The organism is Serratia sp. CY76391 (genome assembly GCF_052166695.1).
GTDB lineage: Bacteria > Pseudomonadota > Gammaproteobacteria > Enterobacterales > Enterobacteriaceae > Serratia > Serratia nematodiphila.
In genome coordinates this window covers 108327-133106 of the sequence record NZ_JBJNOJ010000013.1, presented here as the reverse complement: position 1 = coordinate 133106, position 24780 = coordinate 108327, and the positions used below count along the sequence as shown (strand labels likewise).

The 24780-nt window shown below is 58.0% G+C and carries 25 protein-coding genes; 6 read left to right on the top strand and 19 right to left on the bottom strand.

Annotated features, from left to right (window positions below; translation table 11 throughout):
• The first annotated feature begins 51 nt into the window (after positions 1-51).
• Positions 52-975, top strand: a complete 924-nt coding sequence (locus tag ACJ8PN_RS21515; protein WP_442535209.1) for a LysR family transcriptional regulator — start codon at positions 52-54, stop codon at positions 973-975.
• A 27-nt stretch (positions 976-1002) separates the two neighbouring features.
• Here ACJ8PN_RS21515 and ACJ8PN_RS21510 read toward each other — a convergent pair whose 3' ends face one another.
• Entirely contained in the window at positions 1003-1911 is a 909-nt protein-coding gene (locus tag ACJ8PN_RS21510) for a LysR family transcriptional regulator (protein ID WP_015378928.1), read from the bottom strand.
• Positions 1912-2019: 108 nt separating this feature from the next.
• On the opposite strand from ACJ8PN_RS21510, the gene ACJ8PN_RS21505 reads away from it, so the two are divergent.
• Positions 2020-2904, top strand: coding sequence for an MBL fold metallo-hydrolase (locus ACJ8PN_RS21505; RefSeq protein ID WP_004931820.1), 885 nt, complete (start codon positions 2020-2022; stop codon positions 2902-2904).
• A 68-nt stretch (positions 2905-2972) separates the two neighbouring features.
• Complete coding sequence (locus tag ACJ8PN_RS21500; protein ID WP_004931818.1) at positions 2973-3620, top strand: DsbA family protein; 648 nt, start codon at positions 2973-2975, stop codon at positions 3618-3620.
• Between the two features lie 28 nt (positions 3621-3648).
• On the opposite strand, the gene ACJ8PN_RS21495 is transcribed toward ACJ8PN_RS21500, so the two are convergent.
• Entirely contained in the window at positions 3649-4356 is a 708-nt protein-coding gene (locus tag ACJ8PN_RS21495; RefSeq protein ID WP_437189701.1) for a tetratricopeptide repeat protein, read from the bottom strand.
• 205 nt (positions 4357-4561) lie between these two features.
• Between ACJ8PN_RS21495 and ACJ8PN_RS21490 the strand changes: the two genes are divergently transcribed.
• A complete protein-coding gene (locus ACJ8PN_RS21490) occupies positions 4562-6289 on the top strand; it encodes an ABC transporter ATP-binding protein/permease (RefSeq protein ID WP_442535208.1) in 1728 nt (575 codons plus the stop codon).
• Between the two features lie 36 nt (positions 6290-6325).
• Here ACJ8PN_RS21490 and agaF read toward each other — a convergent pair whose 3' ends face one another.
• The 6 genes from agaF to agaR are packed head-to-tail and all read right to left on the bottom strand — an operon-like array spanning position 6326 to position 11006.
• Positions 6326-6760 (bottom strand): PTS galactosamine/N-acetylgalactosamine transporter subunit IIA, encoded by a 435-nt coding sequence (gene agaF, locus ACJ8PN_RS21485; protein ID WP_437189699.1) that lies wholly within the window; start codon positions 6758-6760, stop codon positions 6326-6328.
• A gap of 10 nt (positions 6761-6770) precedes the next feature.
• The gene (locus ACJ8PN_RS21480) at positions 6771-7664 is read right to left on the bottom strand and encodes a PTS system mannose/fructose/sorbose family transporter subunit IID (RefSeq protein WP_025304087.1); all 894 of its coding nucleotides are present in this window, start codon (positions 7662-7664) and stop codon (positions 6771-6773) included.
• Positions 7654-8433 (bottom strand): PTS N-acetylgalactosamine transporter subunit IIC, encoded by a 780-nt coding sequence (gene agaW, locus ACJ8PN_RS21475; RefSeq protein WP_004931810.1) that lies wholly within the window; start codon positions 8431-8433, stop codon positions 7654-7656. Before agaW ends, ACJ8PN_RS21480 begins: the two co-directional genes overlap by 11 nt.
• A 14-nt stretch (positions 8434-8447) precedes the next feature.
• Positions 8448-8924: a PTS N-acetylgalactosamine transporter subunit IIB gene (agaV, locus tag ACJ8PN_RS21470; protein ID WP_004931808.1), complete on the bottom strand. Its 477-nt coding sequence runs from the start codon at positions 8922-8924 to the stop codon at positions 8448-8450.
• A gap of 1 nt (position 8925) precedes the next feature.
• The gene (locus ACJ8PN_RS21465; protein ID WP_342579286.1) at positions 8926-10209 is read right to left on the bottom strand and encodes a D-tagatose-bisphosphate aldolase, class II, non-catalytic subunit; all 1284 of its coding nucleotides are present in this window, start codon (positions 10207-10209) and stop codon (positions 8926-8928) included.
• A gap of 23 nt (positions 10210-10232) precedes the next feature.
• Positions 10233-11006 carry a transcriptional repressor AgaR gene (gene agaR / locus ACJ8PN_RS21460; RefSeq protein WP_004931804.1) on the bottom strand — a complete coding sequence of 258 codons (774 nt, stop codon included), beginning with the start codon at positions 11004-11006 and terminating at the stop codon, positions 10233-10235.
• A gap of 503 nt (positions 11007-11509) precedes the next feature.
• On the opposite strand from agaR, the gene ACJ8PN_RS21455 reads away from it, so the two are divergent.
• Positions 11510-12730, top strand: a complete 1221-nt coding sequence (locus ACJ8PN_RS21455; protein WP_442535207.1) for a CynX/NimT family MFS transporter — start codon at positions 11510-11512, stop codon at positions 12728-12730.
• On the opposite strand, the gene ACJ8PN_RS21450 is transcribed toward ACJ8PN_RS21455, so the two are convergent.
• From ACJ8PN_RS21450 to ACJ8PN_RS21440, 3 genes are all read right to left on the bottom strand, one after another.
• On the bottom strand, positions 12723-12890 hold the full coding sequence (locus ACJ8PN_RS21450) for a hypothetical protein (RefSeq protein ID WP_021505683.1): 168 nt from the start codon (positions 12888-12890) through the stop codon (positions 12723-12725). The genes ACJ8PN_RS21455 and ACJ8PN_RS21450 overlap by 8 nt on opposite strands.
• 23 nt (positions 12891-12913) lie before the next feature.
• Positions 12914-13027, bottom strand: coding sequence for a YmiA family putative membrane protein (locus tag ACJ8PN_RS21445; RefSeq protein WP_049232362.1), 114 nt, complete (start codon positions 13025-13027; stop codon positions 12914-12916).
• A 388-nt stretch (positions 13028-13415) separates the two neighbouring features.
• Complete coding sequence (locus ACJ8PN_RS21440) at positions 13416-15068, bottom strand: multidrug ABC transporter permease/ATP-binding protein (protein ID WP_171454668.1); 1653 nt, start codon at positions 15066-15068, stop codon at positions 13416-13418.
• 367 nt (positions 15069-15435) lie between these two features.
• Here ACJ8PN_RS21440 and ACJ8PN_RS21435 point away from each other — a divergent pair, with 367 nt between their 5' ends.
• Positions 15436-15987, top strand: a complete 552-nt coding sequence (locus tag ACJ8PN_RS21435) for a tyrosine-type DNA invertase (protein ID WP_033644817.1) — start codon at positions 15436-15438, stop codon at positions 15985-15987.
• A gap of 221 nt (positions 15988-16208) precedes the next feature.
• Here the strand turns inward: ACJ8PN_RS21435 and ACJ8PN_RS21430 are convergent, their stop codons facing one another.
• The 8 genes from ACJ8PN_RS21430 to ACJ8PN_RS21395 all read right to left on the bottom strand — a co-directional run bounded on the left by ACJ8PN_RS21430 (position 16209) and on the right by ACJ8PN_RS21395 (position 24319).
• Entirely contained in the window at positions 16209-16892 is a 684-nt protein-coding gene (locus ACJ8PN_RS21430) for a response regulator transcription factor (RefSeq protein WP_171454670.1), read from the bottom strand.
• 45 nt (positions 16893-16937) lie between these two features.
• Complete coding sequence (locus tag ACJ8PN_RS21425) at positions 16938-17633, bottom strand: response regulator transcription factor (protein WP_171454671.1); 696 nt, start codon at positions 17631-17633, stop codon at positions 16938-16940.
• A gap of 51 nt (positions 17634-17684) precedes the next feature.
• Positions 17685-18212: a fimbrial protein gene (locus tag ACJ8PN_RS21420; protein ID WP_171454672.1), complete on the bottom strand. Its 528-nt coding sequence runs from the start codon at positions 18210-18212 to the stop codon at positions 17685-17687.
• A gap of 56 nt (positions 18213-18268) precedes the next feature.
• Positions 18269-19330: a fimbrial protein gene (locus tag ACJ8PN_RS21415; RefSeq protein WP_351109325.1), complete on the bottom strand. Its 1062-nt coding sequence runs from the start codon at positions 19328-19330 to the stop codon at positions 18269-18271.
• Positions 19331-19337: 7 nt separating this feature from the next.
• Complete coding sequence (locus ACJ8PN_RS21410; RefSeq protein ID WP_351109327.1) at positions 19338-21887, bottom strand: fimbria/pilus outer membrane usher protein; 2550 nt, start codon at positions 21885-21887, stop codon at positions 19338-19340.
• A gap of 106 nt (positions 21888-21993) precedes the next feature.
• The gene (locus ACJ8PN_RS21405; protein WP_033632205.1) at positions 21994-22671 is read right to left on the bottom strand and encodes a fimbrial biogenesis chaperone; all 678 of its coding nucleotides are present in this window, start codon (positions 22669-22671) and stop codon (positions 21994-21996) included.
• 97 nt (positions 22672-22768) lie between these two features.
• On the bottom strand, positions 22769-23290 hold the full coding sequence (locus ACJ8PN_RS21400; protein ID WP_351109329.1) for a fimbrial protein: 522 nt from the start codon (positions 23288-23290) through the stop codon (positions 22769-22771).
• 480 nt (positions 23291-23770) lie between these two features.
• Positions 23771-24319, bottom strand: coding sequence for a tyrosine-type DNA invertase (locus tag ACJ8PN_RS21395; protein WP_004931783.1), 549 nt, complete (start codon positions 24317-24319; stop codon positions 23771-23773).
• Positions 24320-24780 lie beyond the last annotated feature (461 nt).

The window sequence follows — 24780 nt, the reverse complement described above, 5'->3', positions numbered from 1 at the left end:
GTAGTCTATTCATTTATGATATGGCTTTCTCTACAGTCGAGCGGCCTCGCCATGCACAGTATCTCTTTGCGGCAGATCGAAATCTTTCGGGCGGTGATGACCACCGGCAACCTGACCGAGGCGGCAGCCCTGCTGCAAACCTCGCAACCGACCGTCAGCCGCGAGCTGGCGCGCTTTGAAAAGCTGATTCGGCTGCAGCTGTTCGACCGGGTGCGCGGGCGTTTGTCCCCCACCGTGCAAGGGTTACGGTTGTTCGAAGAGGTACAGCGCTCCTATTACGGCCTCGATCGCATCGTCAACGCCGCCGCCGGCATCCGCCAGTTTCAGCAGGCGCAGCTGTCGATCGTGTGCCTGCCGGTATTCTCCCAATCGCTGCTGCCGGCGGTGTGCCAGCCCTTTATCGAACGTTATCCGGAAGTCAGCTTCAGCGTGATCCCGCAAGAGTCGCCGCTGCTGGAAGAGTGGCTGTCTGCCCAGCGCCACGATCTCGGGCTGACGGAAACCACCCTCACGCCGGCGGGCACCGAACGGGTGACGCTGATGACGTTGAACGAAGTGTGCGTGCTGCCGACGGGCCACCCGCTGCTGGTAAAAGACCAGCTGACGCCGCAGGACTTCACCGGGCAGAACTTTATCAGTCTGTCGAGCACCGACAGCTATCGTCACTTGCTGGATGCGCTGTTCGGCGAACAGGGCGTCGAGCGCCGCATGGTGATGGAAACGCACAGTGCGGCGTCGGTGTGCGCCATGGTGAGAGCCGGCGTGGGGGTGTCGATCGTTAACCCGCTGACGGCGCTCGACTATGCCGGCAGCGGCGTGCACGTGCGGCCGTTCAGCATCGACGTGCCGTTCACCGTCAGCCTGATCCGGCCGCTGCACCGCCCTTCATCGGCGCTGGTCACGGCCTTTATCGACCATCTGCATCAGCAGGCGGCACGCTTCTCCGCCCGCCTGGCCGCCGCTGTCAGGCGCTGAAAGCGGCCAGGGAATATTGCCGAGACCTTAGCGCAGCGTCGCCTGCCACTGCGGATCGGTGGCGAACCACTCCACCAGAAAGTCCAGCATGGTGCGCAAGGTGGCGGGCATCTGGCGACGCGAGGTGTAGATGCCGTAGATGCCCATCGACTGCGGCCGGTAATCCGGCAACAATTCGACCAGTTCGCCGCTGGCCAGCAGCGGGGCCGCCGAATAATAGGGCTGCATGGAAATGCCCGCGCCCTGCACCGTGCCGGCCATCAACACCACCGACTCGTTGGCGCTCAGGTTGCCGCTGACCGCCACCGCCGATTTCACCCCCTGAGCATCGAAGTGCCACAGGCTTTTGCCGAAATAGGAGTAGGTCAGGCAGTTGTGCAACGCCAGATCCTGCGGTTGGCGCGGGGTGCCGTGTGCCGCCAGATACGCCGGCGCGGCGCACACCACCGATGCGCAGGTGGACAGCGGACGGGCGATCAGGTTGGGATCCAGCTCGTTGGTGATGCGCAGCGCCAGATCGATGCGCTCTTCCACCAGGTTCACCGCCCGGTTGTTCATCTGCAGATCGACCGCCACCTGCGGGTGACGCTTCAGATACTGAGCGACCGCCCCCACCAGCGCCGTTTGCCCGAGCGACTGCGAACAGGTAATGCGCAGCAGGCCGCGCAGTTCGTCGCTCTGCCCTTCCTCCACCAGGTCGATCTCTCCCGCCAGCGCCAGCATTTGTCGGCAACGTTCCAGAGTACGCTCACCGGCGTCGGTCAGACTAAGCTTACGGGTAGTGCGGTGCAGTAAACGCGCGCCGGCCCATTGCTCCATCTGCGCCAGGTAGCGCGTCACCATCGCGCGCGACATCTCCAGCGTTTCCGCGGCGGCGATCATGCTGCCGCGATCGACGATGGTGACAAAAACTTCAGCGGCGGTAATGCGATCCATGATTAGTCCGATTTATGCAACGAATAATTGCTTATTATCCGGTTTTTCTATCGCTTTATGCAACCTAACATCGTTACAACATTAACCGATACCTAAGGACCTCTGCCCATGTTTAAGAAATCACTGTTAACTCTGGCCTTCACCGGCGTCGCCACCCTGAGCACCTACGCCACCGCTGCCGATACCCTGACCATGGAAGTGTATAACCCGGGCGAGAAAAGCGTGTTCCCGGTGTCTTCCGAAATCGTCAGCGGCCAACACGAAGTGGCGCTGATTGACGCTCAGTTCCAGCGTAACGATGCCGAAGAGCTGGTGAAAAAGATCAAGGCGACCGGCAAGAAGCTGACCACCGTTTATATCAGCCACTCAGACCCGGATTTCTATTTCGGTCTGGACGTGATTAAAGCGGCCTTCCCGGAGGCGAAAATCATCGCTTCGCCTGGCACCATCAAGGACATCAACGCCACCAAAGACGGCAAAGTCGCCTATTGGGGCCCGATCCTGAAAGACAACGCGCCGAAAACCGTGATCGTGCCGCAGCCGCTGCAGGGCGACAGCTTCACCATCGACGGCCAGAAAGTGGAAGTGAAAGGCCTGAACGGCCCGACCCCCGATCGCACCTTCGTCTGGATCCCGGCGCTGAAAGCGGTCGTGGGCGGCGTCGCGGTCGCCGGTGACAATATCCATCCGTGGATCGCCGACAACCAGACCGTGGAATCGCGCCAGCACTGGCAGCAGACGCTGAAAAACATCGAAGCGCTGAAGCCGCAGGTCGTCGTGCCGGGCCACTTCCTGCCGGGCGCCGCACAGACGCTGGCATCGGTGCACTTTACCCAAAAATACCTGACCACGCTGGAAGCCGAACTGCCGAAGGCCAAGGATTCCGCCGCGCTGATTGAAGCGATGAAAAAGCACTACCCGACGCTGAAAGACGAATCGAGCCTGGAACTGAGCGCGAAAGTGCTGAAAGGCGAGATGAAGTGGCCGCAATAAGCGCCCGTGCGTGATTGAGCCAGCCCTGGCGCCGCGGCGAGCTGCCGCGCGCCAGACGAGGAGTAAAAATGACCGAAACCACTCTGCATTACATTTTCGATCCGCTGTGCGGCTGGTGCTACGGCGCCGCGCCGCTGGTGAAAGCGGCTCAGAGCCTCCCCGGGCTGAAGATCGTACCGCACGCCGGCGGCATGATGACCGGCAACAATCGCCGCCAGATCACAGACGAGTGGCGCAACTACGTCATTCCGCACGACAAACGCATCGCCGAAATGACGGGCCAGCCGTTCGGCGAAGCCTATTTCAACGGCCTGCTGCGCGACACCACGGCGGTGATGGATTCCGAACCGCCGATCACCGCTATCCTGGCGGCGGAAAAGCTGTCTGGACGCGGGCTGGATATGTTGCACCGCATTCAGCAGGCGCACTATAAGGAAGGCCGGCGCATCGCCGATACACCAGTGCTGGAGGCGTTGGCGAAAGAGCTGGGGTTGCCTTCGGCGGCGTTTATCGCCGAAATGCGCTTCAACAGCGGCGCACCGACCGCGCAACACATCGCGGAAAGCCGGGCGCTGCTGGCCAAAGTGCAAGGCCAGGGCTTCCCGACCTTTGCGCTGCAGGATAGTGATGGCCGCCTGCATCTGCTGCCAGCCGGCAACTATCTGGGTAATGTGGAAGCCTGGAAGAACCTGCTGGGCGCCGCCGCGCTGGCATAACCCTGCTCGCCCCGATCGTCGGGGCGGGTCATTCTACCCGCACGAACCGCCCTTCCGCCCGCACGTTGTGGCCGAACCCGCAATCGCCCCGCGTGTGCATTTCCAACGCTTGCTCGCCAAACTCCATCGTCACGTCGCAGACCTGCGCGCTTTCCGCTTCATGCTGGTGGTAGACAGCCTTGCCGTGTTCGATCGGCAGCTCGGCGGAGAAGTCCCCCATGTTCGGCCCGTAATACAGCCCCATCTGCGGCATGGCGTAGCCGGAAAAATCGATCAACCAGCGCTCGCCCTGCGGCTTCACCACCACTTCGCTCCACACGCCTCGCCCGGCGTATTGCCAGTACACGCCGCCCGGCCCCTGCGGCTGCGGCCGCTGCGCCAACCGTTGACGCAACAGGCTCAGGTTGTGCTGCGATTTGTCGTCGTGCGGCGCCAGCGCCAGATAGGCCTGCGCCTTGAGCAATTCGCCGGCGTGCATCAGCGACAACGCCACGTTGTTGTAAGCCGTGGCGACAGCCTGCTCGCTCAAGCCGCAAAACTCGCTCCAGGCCGCCTGATCGCGAAAGATGTCGGCGGCTTTGGCGTAATCCTGCCGCTGATAGGCCTTTTTTCCCAGTTCGGCGTAGCTCGCCACCTTTTGGCAGTCGGCGGCGATGTCCGGCTCGTCAATGTGCGCCCAGGCCCGGGCGCTGGCGAAGACGCCGCAGGTCAGCAACAGGGGAAACCAAGCCTTCATCGTTTATCCTTTCTGCAAAAATTCGGCGCCAGTATAACCGCCCTACGCCGGAGTGTATGCCGCAATTGCGCCTGCCAGCGCGCCGCTGACGATTCAGCCGCCTTATTTCAAACGGTTAGCCGAGTCAAAACTGCTTACAGTCGCGGTTTGTTTGTTACCGGCCCGCAGCCCATGCTGAAGAAAATACCGCAATTATCGAGCCGTTATGAACGCAACCCCCTTGCAGAAACACGCCGTGTGGCAGCTGATCAAACCCTTTTGGGTGTCTGAGGAGCGATGGCGCGCCTGGGCGATGCTGATCGCCATCGTCATCCTGTCGCTCGGTCTGGTCTATATCAGCGTGCAGATCAACCAGTGGAACCAGGTGTTCTACGATGCGTTGCAGAACAAAAACTACCCGGTGTTCAAGGCGCAGCTGTGGCGCTTCACCTACCTGGCGCTGATCTTCATCGTGCTGGCGGTCTACAAGATCTACCTGACTCAGGGGCTGCAGATGCGCTGGCGGCGCTGGATGACGGAAAAGTTCATGGGAAAATGGCTGGCGCACCAGGCGTATTACCATACCGAGCAGCAGCAGATCGTCGATAACCCCGATCAGCGTATCGCCGAAGATCTCAACGTATTGACCCAATATACCCTGTCACTGTCGCTCGGGCTGCTCTCCAGCCTGGTGACGCTGTTTTCCTTTATCGACATTTTATGGCACGTCAGCGGGCCGATGACCTTCGCGCTCGGTCAACACGCCATCACCTTGCCCGGCTATATGGTGTGGTTCGCGCTGCTGTATGCGGTGCTGGGATCGCTGCTGATCTGGTGGGTCGGCAAACCGCTGGTCATGCTGGGCTTTAACCAGGAGCGGTATGAAGCGAACTTCCGTTTCGGCCTGATCCGCATCCGCGAAAATAACGACGCCATTGCGCTATACCACGGCGAACCGCGCGAGGCGCAACAGTTGGGTGACCGTTTCGACACCATTCGCAGCAACTGGTGGGCGATCATGCGCATCACCCGGCGGCTGAACATCGCCACCAACTTCTACGGCCAGTTCGCCATCGTGTTTCCCCTGCTGGTGGCGGCGCCGCGCTACTTCTCCGGCGCCATTCAGATGGGCGGCCTGATGCAGATCGCCTCGGCCTTCGGCCAGGTGCAGGGTGCGCTGTCGTGGTTTATCGACGCGTTTAACGACTTGGCGACCTGGAAAGCCTGCGTTAACCGTTTGGCCGGCTTCAACGCCGCTGTCGATCAGGTTCACCATCAGCCGCGCGGCATTCAGTTGCGGGAAGAGAGCGCCCATCCGTTGACGCTGGATAACCTCAGCCTGAACTTGCCCGACGGCCAACCGCTGCTGGCCGGCGCCGAGATGACGCTGCAACGCGGCGATCGCCTGCTGATCGTCGGCCCTTCCGGCTGCGGCAAGTCGACGCTGCTGCGGGCCATCGCCGGTATCTGGCCTTACGGCGCGGGCGCCATCGGGGTGGCGGCCAACGCCAACGCGCTGTTCCTGCCCCAGCGCAGCTACATTCCGATCGGCACGCTGCGCGAGGCGCTGAGCTACCCGAGCCTGGCGTCAGAATACAGCGACGAACAGTTGATGCGGGTGCTGGAAAACTGCCGTCTGAAACACCTGCAGCGCTGGCTGGATACCTCCGCCAACTGGAGCCATCGCCTGTCGCCGGGTGAGCAACAGCGGCTGGCGTTCGCCCGCGCCCTGTTGATTCGCCCGAGCCTCCTGTTCCTCGACGAAGCCACCAGCGCGCTGGACGACGAAACCGAGCAACTGATGTACTGCCTGCTGGTGGATGAACTGCCGGACATGACGCTGATCAGCGTAGCGCACCGCAACAGCGTGGCGAAGTACCACCAGACCTGCTGGCGCTTCAGCCGCGGCGAAGACCAACCGGCGCGCCTGGCGCTGAGCCCGTTGCCGGCATAACTCACGAAGCCGGGCGCAAGCGCGCCCGGTTTTCGTTCAGATGCCGTCGGCCTGCGCGTCTTCGCACTTCACCCGGCGGCGTTCATGCCACAGACTGGTCAGCCCGCGTTTACCGCACGCCAAAGCCATCTCGCGAAATTCATCCAGGCTCAGCCCATCGCGCTCCAGCATCATTTCCGCCGCCAACTGCATGTTGACGCCGGTGAGCACTTCACAATCCCCCTGCGCATCCGCCAGCTCGCAGGCGCTGCGAAACGGCGAACCGCCGAGCATATCGGTCAGGAACACCACACCGTCCGGCTGCGCCACCGCCGCCAGCGCCGAGCGTAAGGCGTCGTTGAGCTGCGCGGTACTCATCTGTTCGGGGAAATCGACCGCCGCACAGTGCCGCTGCGGCCCCACCACCTGTTCCATCGCCTGCAACAGCCCGGTGGCAAAGCCGCCGTGGCCGGTAATCACAATGCCTGGCATAGCCCGCTCCTCACAAAATACCGATAAATTTGCCCACCACGCCGATCGCTACGGTGACGCCAATCAGCTTCACCGGCGAGAATCCGCGCTTCATCAGGAAGAAAATGAGCAGCGTGAAACACAGCGGCAACAAGTTGGGCATCAGCTTGTCCAGCACGTCGGTCTGCAGCGCCACGCTGGCCTTGCCGGCATGCATCACCAGCGGCGTGGACAGATGCACATACGAGGCCACCAGCGCGCCGATCACCGTCATGCCGACAATGGAGGCAGCGTGCGAAATGCGCCGGGTGTGGGTCTTCAGCAGCGCCAGCGCGCTGGTGCCGGCCTGGTAGCCGTAGTGCGCCAGCCCAAAACGCAGGCCGAAGTGGAACAGGTTGAACAGCAGCAGGAAAACGATCGGCCCGAACAGGCTGCCCTCCAATGCCAGCGAAGCGCCTATGCCGGCGCAGATCGGCAGCAGCGTCAGCCAAAACAGCGCGTCGCCGATACCGCCGAGCGGCCCCATCAGCGCCACTTTCACTGCGCGAATGGTGGAGATCTTCTCCTTGTTCTGCTCCATCGCCAGCACCAAACCGGACAGGAAGGTGACGTCGAACGGGTGCACGTTGATAAATTCCATGTGCATCTTCATCGAGTTGGCCAGATCCTGCGGGTTGCGGTGGATCTTGCGCAGCCCGGGGATCAGCTGATACAGCCAGCCGCCCGCCTGCATGCGCTCGTAGTTGAACGACGCCTGCAACAGCAGCGAACGCCAGGCCATGCGGTTGATGTCGCCGCGCGTCAGCGCTTCGGCGGGCTGGCTGTCCAGATAATCGTCCTGTTCCACCTGGCTGGTGGCCAGCGCCTGAGCCATGCGCTGCTCGGCTTTTTGCGCCAGCAGATCGTCGGAATCGTTAAATGCCATCTTCGGCGTCCTCCTGCGGAGCGGGCCGGGCGGTTGCCTCTGCCGCGCCGCGTTGCGTGTTGAAGAAGTCGATCAGAGCGATCGCCAGAGCCCCCAGCGCCACCGCCAGGATCGGCAGCTTGAGAAACGTGACCGAGATGAAACCGAGGATAAAATAGGCCACGTAGGTTTTTTTCATCATCACTTTCATCAGCAGCGAGAAACCGATCGCCGGCATCATGCCGCCCGCCACCGCCAGCCCGTCCAGCAGCCAGCCCGGCGCTTTCTGCACCATGGCGCTGGCCGCATCGGCGCCGAAGTAAATCGGCAGGAACGCCACCACGAAATAGAAGATGAACAGAATGCTGATGCCGAGATAGTTCACCCGTTCGATACCGCGCCAGTTCAGCGCTTTCACCATGCGATCGCAGCGGTGCATCATCGGTGAGAACAACGTAAACAGCAGCGTGATGCAGCCCTGCACCGCAATCGAGAACGGCACCGCCACGCCGATCGCCACTTTAGGATCGGCCTTGGTCAGAATGGCGAATGCGGTGCCGATCACCCCGCCGATCACCACGTTCGGCGGTTGGGCGCCCGCCAGCGGCACCATCCCCATCCACACCAGCTCCAGCGTGCCGCCCACCAGCAACCCGGTGTAGACATCGCCCAAAATCAGCCCCACCAGCGGCCCCATCACCACCGGCCGGTGGAAGTGGGTCAGACCGTCGAACAGGTCAACCCCCGCCAGCCCGGCCAACAGCGCAATCAATAACGCATCCGTCAACATGCTTTCCCCCAGGCTCAAAAGAGCAGTTTGCCGATCGCCTCACCCGCTTCATCCGGCACCCGGCGCACTTCGCACTCCACGCCCAGCTCCGCCAGCGCGCGGAACGCGGCCACGTCGCCGTCGTCCAGCGACACCGTTTTGTGCACCTGCCGCTTCCCCTCGGCGAAGTGCATATTGCCGACGTTGACGAAACGGATAGGCACCCCGCCGCGCACCAGCGTCAACACATCCTGCGGCGTTTTGCACACCAGAAAGATCTTCTGCCGATCCGCCGCCTTGTGGATCACGTCAATGGTTTTCTGCAGCGTGAAATAACGGGTCTGCACCCCTTCCGCCACCACCATGTCCATCAGGTTCTGCTGCACCGGATCGGCGGCGGCCTCGTCGTTGGCCACCACCACCAGGTTGGCGCCGAGGGTATTGGTCCAGGTCACGCCTACCTGGCCGTGCACCAGGCGATTGTCGATGCGGGTCATTAAAATGTTCGGCATATCAGCGGCCCTCCGGGTAACAGGCGGCGTGGTAATCGTCGAGCACCTGCGTCACTTTATGCAGCACCCACTCCTGCGGATCGGCGCTCAATTCGCCGGCGTTCAGCGCCCGCGCCTGATCCGGCAGGTACTGGCTGAGCAGCGCCAGCGGCGCCGGGCTGCGGCGCAGGTTGTCCAGCAAACCGTCGACCGCCTGCTGCACCTGCGGCTGCGGCCAGTAGTAACGCACCCGATCGCTCAGGCTGTAGTGGCGATCGAGGTACTGTTGGTGCGGCGTGCCGTGGTAATAGCGGCTCCACTGCTGCGGCTGCTCGCGCATCACCTGCTCCAGCGTGGCGCACAGCTGCGCCGACTGGCGTTCCCCCAGCCATTCGCGTTCGATGCGATCGAGGGCGAACAGCGCTTCGCGCAGCGCAAAGGTCAGCGCCGGCCCCACCTTCAGGATGGCGAAATGATCGCGCACCAGTTGGCGGTAGGCCTGCGGCGGCTGATAGTCCGTGGAGTGCGCTTCATAGATCATGCCCGGCTGCCGTTCAATGAAATGGCTCAATGCGTCGGCGCGCTGTGGCTGGTAGTGCTCAACGCTGTGGTGATCGAACTCGACGCCCGGCTGCACCACCAGCGCGATAGTTCGCTGCCAGGCATCGTTCAGCTCGGCCTTTTGCCAGGCGATACGATGTGTTTCCAGCGTTTGCGCCACCGCCTGCGGCGTGGTGACCTGCAGACCCGCCAGCGCCTCCTGCGCGCCGCCCGGCACCGGCACTTCGGTGCCGATCACATAGACCGGCGCTTCACCGCCGCTCTGCGCCCAGGCGCGTTCCGCTACCGCGCACAAACGCGCCGCCCGCTCGGCAACCGTGGCATCCCCCAGAGGCGAGGGATCATCGGCGCACGACATGGAACAATCGAGGTGAATTTTGCGAAATCCGGCGCGAACGTAATCGTCTATCAAGGTTTCCGCCAGCGCCATCGCTTCCTGAGCCGGGCGATCTTGCCAAGCATTGGGCCCCAGATGATCGCCGCCCAGCCACACGCGCTCGCGCGCCAGGCCCACCTCATCCGCCAGACGCCACAGCGCATCGCGGAACTGGGTCGCCGTTTGGCCGGTATAGCCGCCGAACTGATTGACCTGATTGGACGTCGCCTCCACCAACACCGGCGTGCCACGCGCTTTGGCCTGCCGCAGCGCGGCCTTCAGAACCCAGGGATGGGCGGAACAGACGGAAAAGATCCCGACCGGCATACCGGCCTTGTGCTGCTCGACAAGCTGTAACAACTGCTGCATGAAGCCCCCATGCAGGCGCCGTGCTACCGATCGGCGATGATGACCTCAACGCCCAGCTCGGTTAACGCCCGCTCGTAATCGTCCGGAAGACGGCTGTCGGTGATCAGCCGATGGATTTGTCCGGCTTCGCGAATCATGCAAAAGCTTTTGCGACCGAATTTGCTGGCATCCGCCACCGCGATAATCTCGCGCGCCACCTCGCACATCACGCGATTGAGGTGCGCTTCACCGGGGTGAGGCGTGGTGATGCCGGCGCTCAGATCGAACCCGTCGACGCCCAAAAACAGTTTGTCGAAGCGGTACTGACGCAATTGCTGCTCGGCAGCCGGACCGTAGAGCGAGTAAGAGTTGCGGCGCACGCTGCCCCCCAGCACCATGACTTCCACCCCGTCGTTTCCCGAAAGCTCGTAGGCAATGTTCAGCGCATTGGTCATCACCACCAGATCGCGCCGCCCCTTCAGGAACGGCACGATCTGCGCGGTGGTTGAACCGGAATCGAGGATCAGCGCATCGCCGTCGCGCACATAGCCGGCCGCCGCGTTGGCGATCAGCGTTTTGACGTCGCGATTCAACCGCCCTTTGTCCCGCAGCGGCCGATCGAAAGCGAATTGCTGATTGAGCATCGCGCCGCCGTAAGCGCGCAGCGCACACCCTTTTCGTTCCAGAAAGCGCAGATCGTTGCGGATCGTCACCGTGGATACCGCAAACTGTTTGCTGAGCTGCTCCACGCGCACGCTGCCGTGTTCGCATAACAGATCGATAATGTGTTCACGTCGCTTTGCGGTATTCACTGGCATGAGCTGCGGTCCTCAGGTTTCCGGCATCGCCGGGGAGAAGATGGCTTTCGCTCTACTGCGCTGGCATTACAGCAAAGCGAAAGCAATGAAATTGTGATCGGGCTTACAGCCCCGTTTTAGCAAAAAAACCGCCAAAAAACCTTTCGAATCGAAACGGATCGAAAAGCCTAAAAGCGGAAGGGGGGAAAAGTGAAATGCCATGACGGGCGATACCCCCCGGAGCGCTGAGGCGTGGGCTGCACGGAAAGCGAAAGCGACGCATGGTGCGCCCCGCGCCATGACTTTTAGTTCACTCAGTGACCAGGATCACATAATGGCAATTATCCGTCGGCCAGCGGGGATTAACCGCCGCCATCCCGCCGGGCCGTCCCCTTGTCAGCACGAGCCATCTTCCCTACACTGGCGAACGGATACCGTCGATTTTCGGTACGTAAGCGTTAACGTCAATCAACGCATCACGCCATGCAGCACTGATTGACTGCATGCCCTGGTGCGAGGAACCCATGCCGCAACCCGCTTCACCCCCAGCGTCCACCGCGACCCCGCGTCGCCGGTTACACCGCCCTATTCTGCTGATCGTCGGCATTATGCTGATCGCGGCCAATTTGCGCGCCGCCCTGACCAGCGTCGGCCCGCTGCTGGAGCAGATCCAGCAACAGCTGGCGTTGTCCGCCACCGCCGCCGGCCTGATCAATTCGCTGCCGCTGATCCTGTTCGCCATCCTCTCGCCATTGACCCCGGCGCTGGCGAAACGCATCGGTATCGAGCGCACCTTGGGCCTCGCCCTCGCGCTGCTGATCTGCGGCATCACCCTGCGCTCCCTGCCGCAAGACGCCATGCTATGGCCGGGCAGCATCCTGATCGGCGCCGCCATCGCCTTCGCCAACGTGGTGCTGCCGACGCTGGTGAAAAGAGATTTCCCGCATCGCGCCGCCGCGATGATCGCCGCCTATGCGGCGGTGATGTCGCTGGTTGCCGCCATCGCTTCCGGTTTGGCCGTGCCACTGGCTTCGCTGGCCGACCTTGGCTGGCGGTTCTCCTTGTTATGCTGGGGCTTGCCTGCGCTGTTGGCGCTGCTGGTGTGGTTGCCGCAGCTGCGGCGCTCCACCACACCCGCCGCTAAAGAGCCGCAGCCGACGGAGCCGCAACGCTATCGCTCCCCCTGGGGCAGCGCGCTGGGTTGGCAAGTGGCGATGTTCATGGGGCTGCAATCGATCGCCTTCTACACCATCATCGGCTGGTTCAGCGCTTTTGCCGCCAGCCACGGCACCTCCGCTCAGCAGGCGGGTTTCGAACTGTTCGTTTACCAGGTGGTAGCGATCGTCGCCAACTTTGTCATGGTGGTGATTTTGCCGCGGGCGCGCGATCAGCGGGCGATAGCGTTGGGCAGCTCGCTGCTGATCTTCATCGGCGTCGGGGGATTATTGGTGCAACCCGCCAGTTCACTGGTGTGGCTGACGTTTGCCGGGTTGGGGGCGGGGAGTTCACTGGTGCTGGCGCTGTCGTTCTTTGGATTGCGCAGTCAGCATCATCATCAGGCGACGCTGCTGTCGGGTATGGCGCAATCCGTCGGTTATCTGTTGGCGGCGCTGGGGCCCACCCTGTTCGGCCTGCTGCACGATCTGACGGAAGGCTGGCGCTTGCCGTTGATCGCCCTGCTGGGCCTGACCGTCTTGCAAATGCTGTTCGGCGCGCTGGCCGGCCGCAGCCGCGTGATCAGCTAACGCTGCGGCGCAATGGGGGCCGCACGGGCTCAGAGTCGGTGTCCTGCCATAAATCATCAATAAAGGCGCGCTGCTCATCGCTCAGCACCCATGACGGCGGAATTTTGGACTGTGCGCGACGCTCAGCGCCCTCACGGTTTTTAGCCTGCTTTTTGTTCACGAATCGCCTTCCTGCTTAACCTGCTAACTCAGTAACCAGTAAATCACGGCGGCGGTTAACAGCCAGAACAGCCCGCTACCGATAAACACACACAGCCATGCTCTACGTTTGATATCCGATCCATCCTTGCTCACCACAGCGCCCTCAACCAATAGATTAAACCATTCAAATAATAATTATTGATCTGTTTTAACGATCGATAAAGTCGTTTTTTCCTATGGAAATTTAAAAAACAGCTGCTAGCCATAGACCTGCATCACCGCCTCAGTAAGAACGGCACCGTGGATATCACTGTTATCGGCAGGCGATAACTTGAATTGATAGGCGACCGAACGTGCAGTGTGCCATACCTTGAGTGGTCAAAATTAAACCACTGGTAAATGATTCAACTATCAATTATTTGACTGGCCATAAGCCAAATCGGCAACAGACAGCGCTGAAGGCGGGGGATAAAATGAAGCGACGTACTGGGATCATACGGAGAGAAGCACCGGCCCGCTTTGGTCTCGCTCGGGCCGGCGTGAGTTAACCAATTCTGCTGACGGAATCCCGGCTGGCGTGTTCACGCTCGCTGCCGGTCAGCTCACGTAAATGACCCGAGCGCATCTCAAGCAGCCGATCGGCATGTTCGAAATAGTGATCGTCATGGCTGATGGCAAACACCGTTTTGCCCAGCGCGCGCAGTTCTGGCAACAGCTCGCGATAGAAAATGCGCCGGAATTGCGGATCCTGATCCGCGGCCCATTCATCCAACAGCAAGATATCGCGCTGTTCCGCCACGGCCAGCAGCAAAGCCAGGCGCTTGCGCTGCCCCTGCGACAGTTGCGGGTTAGTCACCCTGGCGCCGTCGAACTGCAGCTTGCTTTTCATATTCAACCGCTCGAGCCAGCCGGCGACCAGTTCCGCATCGGGTTCGCCGCCTTCCGGCCCTTGCAAACGATCGAACGGATGAAAATCGGTGAAAATCGCCGAAAACAGCCGACGATAGTCCGGCATATCCGCCGCGGTCTGCGCGACGCCATCCAGAACGATGTGCCCGCTCACCGGCCGGTACAACCCGGTCAACAGCATCGCCAGCGTTGACTTGCCGCTGCCGTTGCCGCCGATCAAAAAGATCAGCTCGCCACGCCGCAGCATCAGATTAAGCGGCCCGACGGCAAAACCGGGTTGTTGCTCCGTATCGGCATAGTGAAAAACCACGTCGCGCAGCTCCAGCGTCTGCCAGGAACGGCCGGCGGCGGCAGGGAACGCCGGTTGGTACTCGGCCAGGCGTAGCGTCTTCAGCTTGTTGAAAGCAACTTCGGCGCTGACCAGCGTCGGAAACGCCCCGACCGCCTGCAGTAATGGCGTGCGCAAGAACAGCAGCGTCAGGGAATACGTGGCGGCCACCGCCGAGTTCGCCCATCCCAGGCTGTTAGCCATAAAGAACACCAGTCCGATCGCCCCCAACATCATGATATTTGACCAGTTGAGCGCACTCAAATGGAAGGTATCGGCGCGAATGATATGGTGGCGGTAAGCTTGCGCATCGGGTTGATAGGTCTGTTCGTACAGCGCCTGCGCTCGCTTGCGGTTTAACGTCAGTTCCTTGCGACCGTCAATCACCGATTCATAATGATGATAGAGACGCTCTTCCGACTCGCGCAAACTGGCCATATGGCGATAAACCCGCGAGACCAGGCAACCGCTGCCCACCACGGTGACCGCGACCCACACCGCCGTCACCGCCAGCATTTTCGGTGATAGCCACCCCAGATAGGCCGCCGACCCCAGGGTTAAAATCACCCCTTGCACCAGTTCGGGCAAGCGCACGAAGGCGACGGTGATATTGCGGACATCGCTGGAGAGACTGGCCAACAATGAGGCACTGCCTAACTGTTCAAGGCGCTCAATATCGGTATCCAGGATGCGCTTCACTAACTGCCCGCGCAGGCGGTAGACGAAGTAATGGCCCAATGTCGTCAGCGCCAATTGCGATCCCAGCGTGACCGCCATTAGCAATGCCAGCAGGGCGAGAAACATCGGCAGCACAGCCAATGCATCGCCGCCGGCGTCCATCAGATATTGATTGATAAACGCAATGATACCGATGCCTAAGCCGGCGCTGGTCATGGTCAATGCCATAACCGCCAGAAATGGCCAACGATACTGGTGATAAACCACCCGTAGCAGTTCCATGAAAAACCTCTGAAGTCGCGATCTGGCAGGCATTGTAAGCGGCGTGAGAATGAGATCAAGACGAATTCTCATCACAGTTTAGCACAGGTCGGGGAAAGGCGTTATCGCCGTTGCCGCCTGCCGGCGGCCAATTCGCAGCATCGTTCGCTCTGGGCGCTAAATATTCGCCAATTAAATAAGCTGCTAAAGAAAATAGATCTATAAAATCAAAATACATTCACTAAAAAAATAACAAAAAGAAAAAGATAAAATAAACCCATGCATTAGAAAATAAAATTATTTATTTCCTTTGCCGCCTATTATGTTCCAATGTTTTAATAAAACTTCATAATGGAAATCGCCAGTACCAGATACGCAGGAAAGGAAAATGAAAAAAAGGAAATTCCTTAGCCAGATTGAAATTGAACAACTGATTGCCGCCGTGCATGAGGGTAAAAATAGCATTCGAGATCGTTGTTTACTATTAATGTGCTTCATTCACGGCTTGCGGGTGAGCGAACTGCGATCATTACGCCTGCAAGATATTGATCTTACCTCCCATCGGATCCATATATCTCGGCTAAAGAACGGTTTTTCCGTGCAGCACCCCATTCAGCCGCGAGAACGCCAGGCGCTGTTAAACTGGCTGGCCCAGCGGGCAAACTATCCTGACGCCAATTCCCCATGGTTATTTCTGTCGCGCCACGGCGGGCAAATTTCACGTCAGCAACTGTATCGCCTAATGAGAATGTACGGTGAAATGGCCGGTATTAGCGTTCAGGTTCATCCTCACATGCTGCGACACTCCTGCGGCTACGCGCTTGCAGATAACGGGGTCGATACGCGCTTGATTCAGGATTATTTAGGGCACAAAAATATCCAGAATACGGTGATCTACACCGCAACCAATGTAGAGCGATTCCGCACGATCAGCATTTAATTTTACGATGAAAATAACGATGCAGGCACTCATCTTCTTTTAACGTGCACATCGAGTACGGTAAAAAATATCGGATGGGAAAATGCAGCCCGGCACGCCAACAACGCTCTAATTCAGCACTATTCCAACGCCGAGCTGCTTTCATCCACCCGCCCAGGGGAACACTTGTTTGATTGTTTTTTCAACGCCCAGGCTACCGGTTTACACCCTGTCATTAACGATTAAGTCCCCTTTGACCACTTCCCGCCAAATTGTCGCGTAATATTGCCGTGCAATGAAAACAGTTCACTGTCATTCTTCACCTGCAGTTTGCGCATGGCACTGCATTTATGCGCGCTGATCGTCTTGATGCTGCGGCGTTGCAATTCGGCGATTTGCCGCAGGCTCATGCCGTTGAACAAAAAGGCCAACACATCAGTCTCGCAGCGAGTCAGCTTTCGGGTGAACACCTCATCTCCGCTAACCGAGGGTGCCAGAAAAGTCCCTATCTGTGGGCTCAACACTCGCTCCCCAAGCAAGACCCGATTAAAAAACTCCGCCACCAGCGGCAAAGCGTCATCTCTGGCGACGATGCTGATATTGGGCTGGTTCAACAGACGCCCCACCTCTTCTGCATTCTGGCAGCGGGTATAGACGATTACCCGCAATTCGGGTAGCTGCGTGCACAAGGCAAGCAACGTTTCTCTGCCCTGAGCCACCGTTTCATCTTCACCGTCCATCTCGCTAATCAGCACGTCAGCCTGCTGATAGACCACACTATCCGCCACCGCGCGAACGCTGGTTTCTTTTACGACAACTTTTGCCTGGGTTGGCAGCGTTTTTAGAAAACTCGCCAACCCCTCCAGCGTTAATGGACATCTGTCCATTAACGCTATGTTCAGCGGCTGCTGACGCCATGAATGCATAATCTGCTCCTATGCTTGCTTACCCGAGAGGCATCGCACGCTTGCCTAGCGAACAAAGGATGAACCTTGCGCAGCCATCCATTTCCCCTGAAGGTACAATTCCCCATCGCTGTGAAATCCCAACTTCAACATCGCATTGCGCTTATGCGTGCTGACGGTGCGTATATCACGGCACATCGTTAACGCCACGTTGGTTACGCTTTTACCGGAAAACAGCTGGGTCAGCACATCCAGTTCCTTCGCCGTCAGAGGCTTGTCGGCCGCCGCCTCATGCAATTGACGCTGACGCACCCGGTGGCTGAAACTGCTGCAGCCCGTCAAAACCTGTTGGACGCAGTGAGTCAACGCAATGGCCGGTTCCTGCTTCAACATCAGGCCACGGATGCCGGAGGCGATCAGTTGCCGTAGCAGCCTGGGTTCATCCAGTGCCGTACAAATAATTATCGCGGTGTCCGGCGAGTTTTCGCGTACTTCAGCGATCAACCGGAAACCGTCCAATACCGACTCTGATTTACCGCACAAATCCATCACCAATAAGCGATGCACATGCTGAGTGAATAAGGTTCTCAATGCCACCAGGTTCGTCACCTGCCGAACGTTGTCGGGCTGCAGGCCGCAGGACTCAATCAAGCGATTTCTCATCCCCAACGCAGTGATAAGGCAGGGCTCCATGATGGCCACGGCCCCCGTCGTTGCCTTACCGGCCGCCAAAGCCGTTCCATAGGGATAATTACTATTCATATCATCACCTTAAATCTGTCGTTAGCATTCCAATTAGGACGATCTTTTTGTCTACTGATAGACAAAAGTGACCTGCAGAGCGCCGTCTATCGAGCCAGGTGTAGAACCACCATTGGTGCTGTATGCCCGCGCCCGCAAATTGAATTTGGCTTCATGCGTCGCTTGGTTAACTGACTGGGTCATGCTCTTGCCATTGCCCAGGTTTGCTCCCTGATTGTTTTGCAATTCAATTTGTACCCGGCGAGAACTGCCAGTGCTTTTGTATAAGCTGGCGCTTTCCTCAGCGGCCGTCCCGCTGAAGGTCGCGACAACCGACGTGGTGGTGCTCGGGCAGTTTTTTAGCGTCAAAGGGAACTCCACCCAAGGGCTGGAGGCTCCGGAGGTCGCCAGGACGGCGGCGGAAATGTCATCCCCCAGATTGACCGAAATCGTGCCGTTCGCGCCGTCGATTTCGCAGGGCGCCGCTTTGATGTTGCCGGTAATGACTAGTTTTGATGTGGCTTGCGCTGTCGGCATGGCCAAGAGCAGCAGGCCAGCCAGCGCCAATTTGCAGCTGATACCGCTAATAGCTTTCCCCATACTTTATTCCTTCTCGTTAAACGCCGGGCACGGCCCGCTACCGTTGAAATATCCGTTTATTGAATTTCTGCCTGAATGGTCGCCGTTGCATTGAACTGCCCCACTGAAGGGGCTTGTCCAGTAGTGTTTATCGGATAGATGCTGATCCGTGAACTGCCACTCTGGTTGGGATATTGGAAGTTATCGATCGGCAAGCGCCCGCTTTGTGGTGGAATCACATTGCCCTGCATATCCTTAATCATCACGCCGATATCTTGATTGCTGGTCTTCAGCGCCTCTGGCATGCTGTCGTCAGCCTCGCCACGGAATGACAGGCTGACCTTGACGCCGGCGGAAATATTGCGGCAGGCCAGCGTCAGCGTTCTCTCTTCTGGGGTAAAACGGGGCGGTATCGCGCCCTTGGTTTGGATATTCGACGTCAAGATGTCGCCAAAATCGACCGTGATCGTTTGCGGGCTGATTTCACAACTCTGCGGCACGGTGACGGTACCACTCATGGAAACCGTAGAGACCGGCACATCGCTTTTCACGCCACTCGCCACGGAGACGTAGGTGTCCACCAGGCGAGTACTGGGGATAGTGGTCACGCCAACGAAAGGACGGCGGAAATACAAGTGAATTCGCCCGCGAGCCCCGCTGTTGTAAGGTGTGCTAGCGCAGGATTCGTCATCTCCATCCATATCGGTTTTTTTATTTGTTTCATTTTCAAACGGTGTGGGGATGTACTCGTTACGATAACCCGCCACGTAGACCTCACTGGCAACGCCCAAATACTCATTCAGTGCGTAATAAGTCAGTTGGTTTTCGCTGAATACTGGATCGCTCAGCGCCACCTTGGCGGTAACATAGGATGCCGTACGTTGCTGGCACTCGCATTTTACGTAATACGAACCAGACAAGTTCCAGTTGTTACCGGCTGCATTACTAATAATTCGCCCCGTCACGTTCTGAGACGGGTCGGTTAAACTTGGGGAAAAGAAGAATGAAAATGCATGAGTACCCGCGATAGGGGTACACTGCCCTAAAGCGGCTTGCGCCTTTTGAGCACCCAGCATTGCGCACGCCAATAGTCCGCCGACGATAATTCTTCGTTGAAACAATATTCCTGTCGTCATCATATGCACCTTATAAACACTGCCCGTTAACGAGACGAATCCCACCGCTCTCGGGCTGATTAGCCAATTGATAGTTGGCCTGACATTGCTGAGCCGCGTCATTGCCCCACTTCACCCGCAGCTGCCCACTCTCCGCCAGGCCGGCCAGATAAACCTGGCCACCGTCGCCGACGATGCCGGCATTGTCAGAAGGGCTGTTGAGATTGCTGACGGTGGCGCCGAACGGCACCGGATTGCCACTGCGCGTCAGCAAGGTCATCAACACGCGGGCACCGACGTCCGGATTGAAGCGGGCGCGCACCACGGCGCCGCGGGTTGGGATCACCGTTTGGCTGCTCAGCGTCATGTCGACGTCATCGGCGAAAGATTCACCGTCCAATCCGACGATATTGCGCCGATAAGGCGTCAGGTAAGGTACAACCGCATAACCGCGCCAGTCGGTGCTGACCCCGGTCTGGTTCAGGACATCAACCCCTGCGGCACCGGGCGCCTGCACCAACGCCACCGTATCGCCCAACGGCTGCGACAGCGTGACGCCGTTTTGGTGCACCAGAACGCCGCCCTGCACGCCGTAGTTCACCTGCTGCCGATGGCGATCGTAGTCATAACCCAGGTTCCACTCAGCGAGGGCGCCTTTATAATCCGCCTGAATATTGCCGTTCGCCCCTACGCCCCGGCCGGTATAGCCCTGGCTGATGCTGTAGTTCAGGTTGTTGCCCGGCAGGGCAGTACCGCTCAATCCGAGGTTGTTGCTGGTAGCACCATTGCGGCTGGTGTTCATGTTGTAGGTGGCATAGCTGCCTGGCAGCCATTTGCTGAGCGGCACGCTGACGTTGAAAGCCACGATATGGTCACGGATGTTGCTTCGATTGCCGTTACTGTCGTAGCCATTCTGGTTGAAGGTGTAATTCAGCCCGTAACTGACAGCTTCCCAGCTGTTGTTGTAACTGAGGGTGACCGATTGCGAGCGGCGATTGCCGTCCCAGTAGTCTTCGTTAAACAGGCTGAGCGACAGCGTTCCCCCCAAATCCCACAGGCTCTGGCTCATCGTCAGCTCGGCACGGCTCTTCTTGTGATCGTTATAGATAGCACTGTTGCCGCCGTAACTCTCCAGCGCCTCTTGCAGGTTATAAAAACCGCGCGTGGAGTAGCGGTAGCTGGCCAAGCTAAAGTTGGTGCCGGTCTCAATGAAGTTTTTACCGTAGCGTAGGCGCCATGACTGCCCCTGTTCCTTCGGCCGGGTTTCCTGTTTGGTCCAGGCTTGGGTGACATCGGCAGACAGCGCGCCCATCGCCCCCAGGTTCTGCCCCCAGCCCCACGCCAGAGACTGATATTTACTGGCCGCCTGCACGCCGCCATACAGCGTGGCCCCCCATGGCAGACCGTAGATCCCGGTTGCCTGGCTGAACGGGCGTTCATCAACGCCGCCGCTGTATGAACGGTATTTCCCGCTGGTCAGGCTGTATTTAAACCGCCCTTCGCGCTGCAATACCGGCACCACGGCGTAAGGCACCACAAAATGCTGCTCCTGGCCATCAGCCTCACGCACGTTCACATTCAGGTCGCCGCTGCCGCCCGTGGGATACAGATCGGTAATTTCAAATGCCCCCGGCGGCACATAGCTTTGATAAATCACGTAGCCGTTTTGCCGGATGACTATTTGCGCATTAGTGCGTGCGATCCCGCGTACTACCGGCGAGTACCCTTTCATGCTGTCCGGCAGGATGTCGTCTTCAGAGGCCAACTGCCCACCGCGGAACTGCACGCTGTCGAATACATCGTTGGACGTCGCGCTGTCCCCCAGGATCAGGCGGCTTTGCAACGCAACGATATCGCGCTGCAGGTAGGTATTGATTGAGCGCCAGGAAGAAGAGCCGCCGGTGTAATGATTCCAGATCGAATAGTTACGCAGGCGCCAGGCACCCCAGTTGATGCCCGAACGCAGATTGAGATAATAGTTATTATTGTTTTGCCGTTCGCTGTCGCGCATATGGCTATTGGCACCGCTGAAGTTGTAATTGACCAACAGCGCCGGTATGCCGGAATCCCATTTATCCGGGGAAACGTAGTCGCGCGCATTCAAGCGCAACGCCGCCTGTGGAATACTCAAATTCAGCCTCAGCTGATTGAACAAGAATACCGCAGAGGCCTGTGGAATGGCCTGCGCAAGGTTGACGCAGCTATCCCCAGGCACCATCGCCGGGAACATAGCAACCCTGACGCCCAATTCAGCCAATTTTTCCGTGCTGAAACAAGGTTGTAGCGCTTGCTTACCGCCGACTCCCGGCATAAGCCGGAACTCGACGTCAAGGCTGTCGATCTGTTCGCCATTCAGGTAAAGATCGACCCGATAGCTCCCGGGCGCCTGGCTGCTGTTCTCCTCAAACACGGAGAGATCGGCGCCTCGCAGCGCCGGATTATCAATTTCCAGCAACGCCGGGTTGAAATAATCGCGTGCATAAGCCGTGCCGATCGAGCTCAGCAGCGCCACCTGGCAAGACATCAGGCCGGCAAGAACCGATCGCGCTCCTGGTAAACCAATGCAATTCGGGTTATTCATCCTTTTAACTCCCTGTCCCGATTGGCTCGGCCCGACAAAAAATCAGGTAAGCCGAACCCCAGCTCCAGCGTTATCCCGGAGCAAAAAAACACGCACCGCTGCCCGGTTATAACGTGCTGGTAAAGTTCTGGCCGGTGCCGCCATAGTCGTTAATGATTTGCCAGCTCAGGCTGCCACCTGCACCGCTCGCCGTCGGCAGCGGGAAACTGGCGCTCGCCTGCGGCGCTACCATGGTGTTGCCGGTAATGGCGTGGCCATTCAGCTTCAAATTGAAAAAGGTGAGGTAGTAGGGAGAAGGGTTGGTCACCTGCAGACGATCGCCACTGCGCCGCCACGTCACTTTACCGGCCGCCTCCTCCAGATTGCCGGCGAGTCCCTGCGGGCGGTAAATCAACTTGATGCGGGTCTTGATGGCGATCTGCAACGTGTTTTCTTTCTTTTCCACCGAAGGGATCGCCTTCACATTCAGCCAATACAGCGACTCTCTGTCCGTCGGTAAATTGCCACCTGCGCGCACCACGCGCAGCAGGTTATTTTGGCCGCCATCTAAACGAAATAGCGGCGGCGTGATGATAAAAGGCGCTTTCGCGCTATCGCCTTCTTGCGCATCGACCCAGGATTGGATCAGATAAGGCACCGCATCCGGATTACTGATATTCAGAGCAGACTCTTTTTTACCGCCGTCGTAGATGAGGCGCGTTCCACCCACGACCACGCCGGCCTGTACCGGAGCCCAAAGCGTCATCAACAACGCCGCCGTCAGCGCAAAGTATCCAGCTTTCATTCTCTTTCTTCCCGTTTCCATCACCGATGAATAAGAGCCAGAGGACACGCTCTCTGGCTCATTTTTCTAGCTGTTCCGCCGCCGTAACGGCATGGCCTTACTGATAAACGATGGTGAAGTTGGCCGTAGCGTTGGCACTACCGACGGAAACGCTGTCATAAGCGAAATAACGCGCGACAAAGCCCAGAACGTTGTCTTTGTTCTCTGCCAGCGTATAGACGCGGGAATCGTTGCCGATATTTAACACGTTGCTGCCGTCGTCCAGCAGTTGCACGCCAATACCGCCCGCGACCCCGGCAGTGCCGGCGCCGGTCAGTTGCAGCAGCCCGGACTGCCCCTGCACCTGGGTACCATCAAAACGCACGGTGGCGCCGGTGACAGTGGCCGGGCAATTTTTCAGCACCAGATTGAACGCTTTGGCGCCGGCGGTTTTAGACAGGGTGAAGGCATTTTTGGCGATCTTGCCCAAAGCGACCTGCTTGTTTTGGGAATCCGGATCGACAGTGCAAGACTGATCGGTAATGGTGCCAGTGATATTCAGCGCGCCGTCAGCAGCAAATGCAGAGGGGATAAATGCGGACGCGGTCAGTACAGCTACAGCCAACAGATTCTTTTTCATCCTACTTTCCTTAAAAATATGCAAAATATGCATGGGTTTATTTCCGACATATCCTTAATGTCATTCCTTTTATTTAGTTCCATGAATATGGGGGGCTTTAGCCAGACTGATTAATGGCACCAAGCTCATTCATCCAAACGATTCATTTTGAACTAAAGTGACTCCTTTGGTTTTTAAAACCAAAAAACATTAATTTATCGGAATTAAAAACTAATATAGTGATGAGTGACTGACAAATCAGACTAAAAAACCAAGGTGTTAACTCAATGATTTAAAGCCGTGGAACTTTGATTAGGATTTTACTTAGAATCAGAGGGAAGGCATGACAGGAGGTTAAATCGCAATACACTGTTTTTAAATGAAATTAAGCTTTAAACAGGAAAGGGAGCATGGGAATATTGACATTGTTTTTACGCGTCCTTACAGTATGTTTCAGTTTAGTTCAAAGTGACTCCTTAACGTTATTAACTTAAATCATACTTACCAAATTTCCTTAAAGCGCTGCGCATTGCTGGCGGTATAAATCACCGTATTCTGGATATTTCGGTGCCCGAGGTAATCCTGGATTAAACGGGTATCGATACCGCGGTCCGCCAATGCAAATCCACAGCCATGCCGCAGCATATGTGGATGAGCGTTGACCTCCAATTTGGCAGCCTTGCTGTAATGGCGAATCAACCCGTAAATCCGTTGGCGCGACAGACGGCCGCCACGGTTGGAAAGGAACAGCCACTCCCGATCGGCCCAGCGGTGCCGCTGACGCTTATCCAACCAGCGCCGCAGACATTGCCTTTCGCGCAGATAAAGCGGATGCACGGTGGAAAAGCCATTTTTCAACCGATGCACATAGATATTACCGCCCTCCAGATCGATATCCGACAAACGCCATCCCCCTATTTCACTGGCGCGACACCCATGAATAAAACACATGTAAATCAAACAATAATCGCGTTCTGGATTCTTTCCATGCAGCGTGACCTCAAGCAGTCTCTCCACTTCGGAAGGCGTCAGATGTTTACGATTAGACATACAACCTCATTACTTTGAGAGGAAAAATGTGGCTGTCATTTTCCTTTTACATCACCACAATGGACACTCAGGGTAGCCCCTGGCTTATGGATAGGTTCCTGCATCCAGCGCGGAGTATAGCGGATTTGCCAAATGCGAACAGCGCGACAGGCGTTATTATCACCGGCGCCAGCCGCCCCTGTGAGGCGCTATTGTGAATGGGTTCCGCAGATCCCCGGTATTATCACCGCGCAGGTCCCTGTTTGCTTTAGCTTGCATTATCACTACCGGGCACGATGTAGAGTAAGATTGATAAATTAACCGGCAAAACAAAGAATATTCCTAAAAAAACATCGCCATGTCATTAACACTCGCCATTTATAACACCGCCCAAAGGTGAATAAAAAACCACCACGGGTTCATATTAACCTGACGAATAAGCATTAATAATTATGGATATCGATAATAGAGTGAAACAGGAA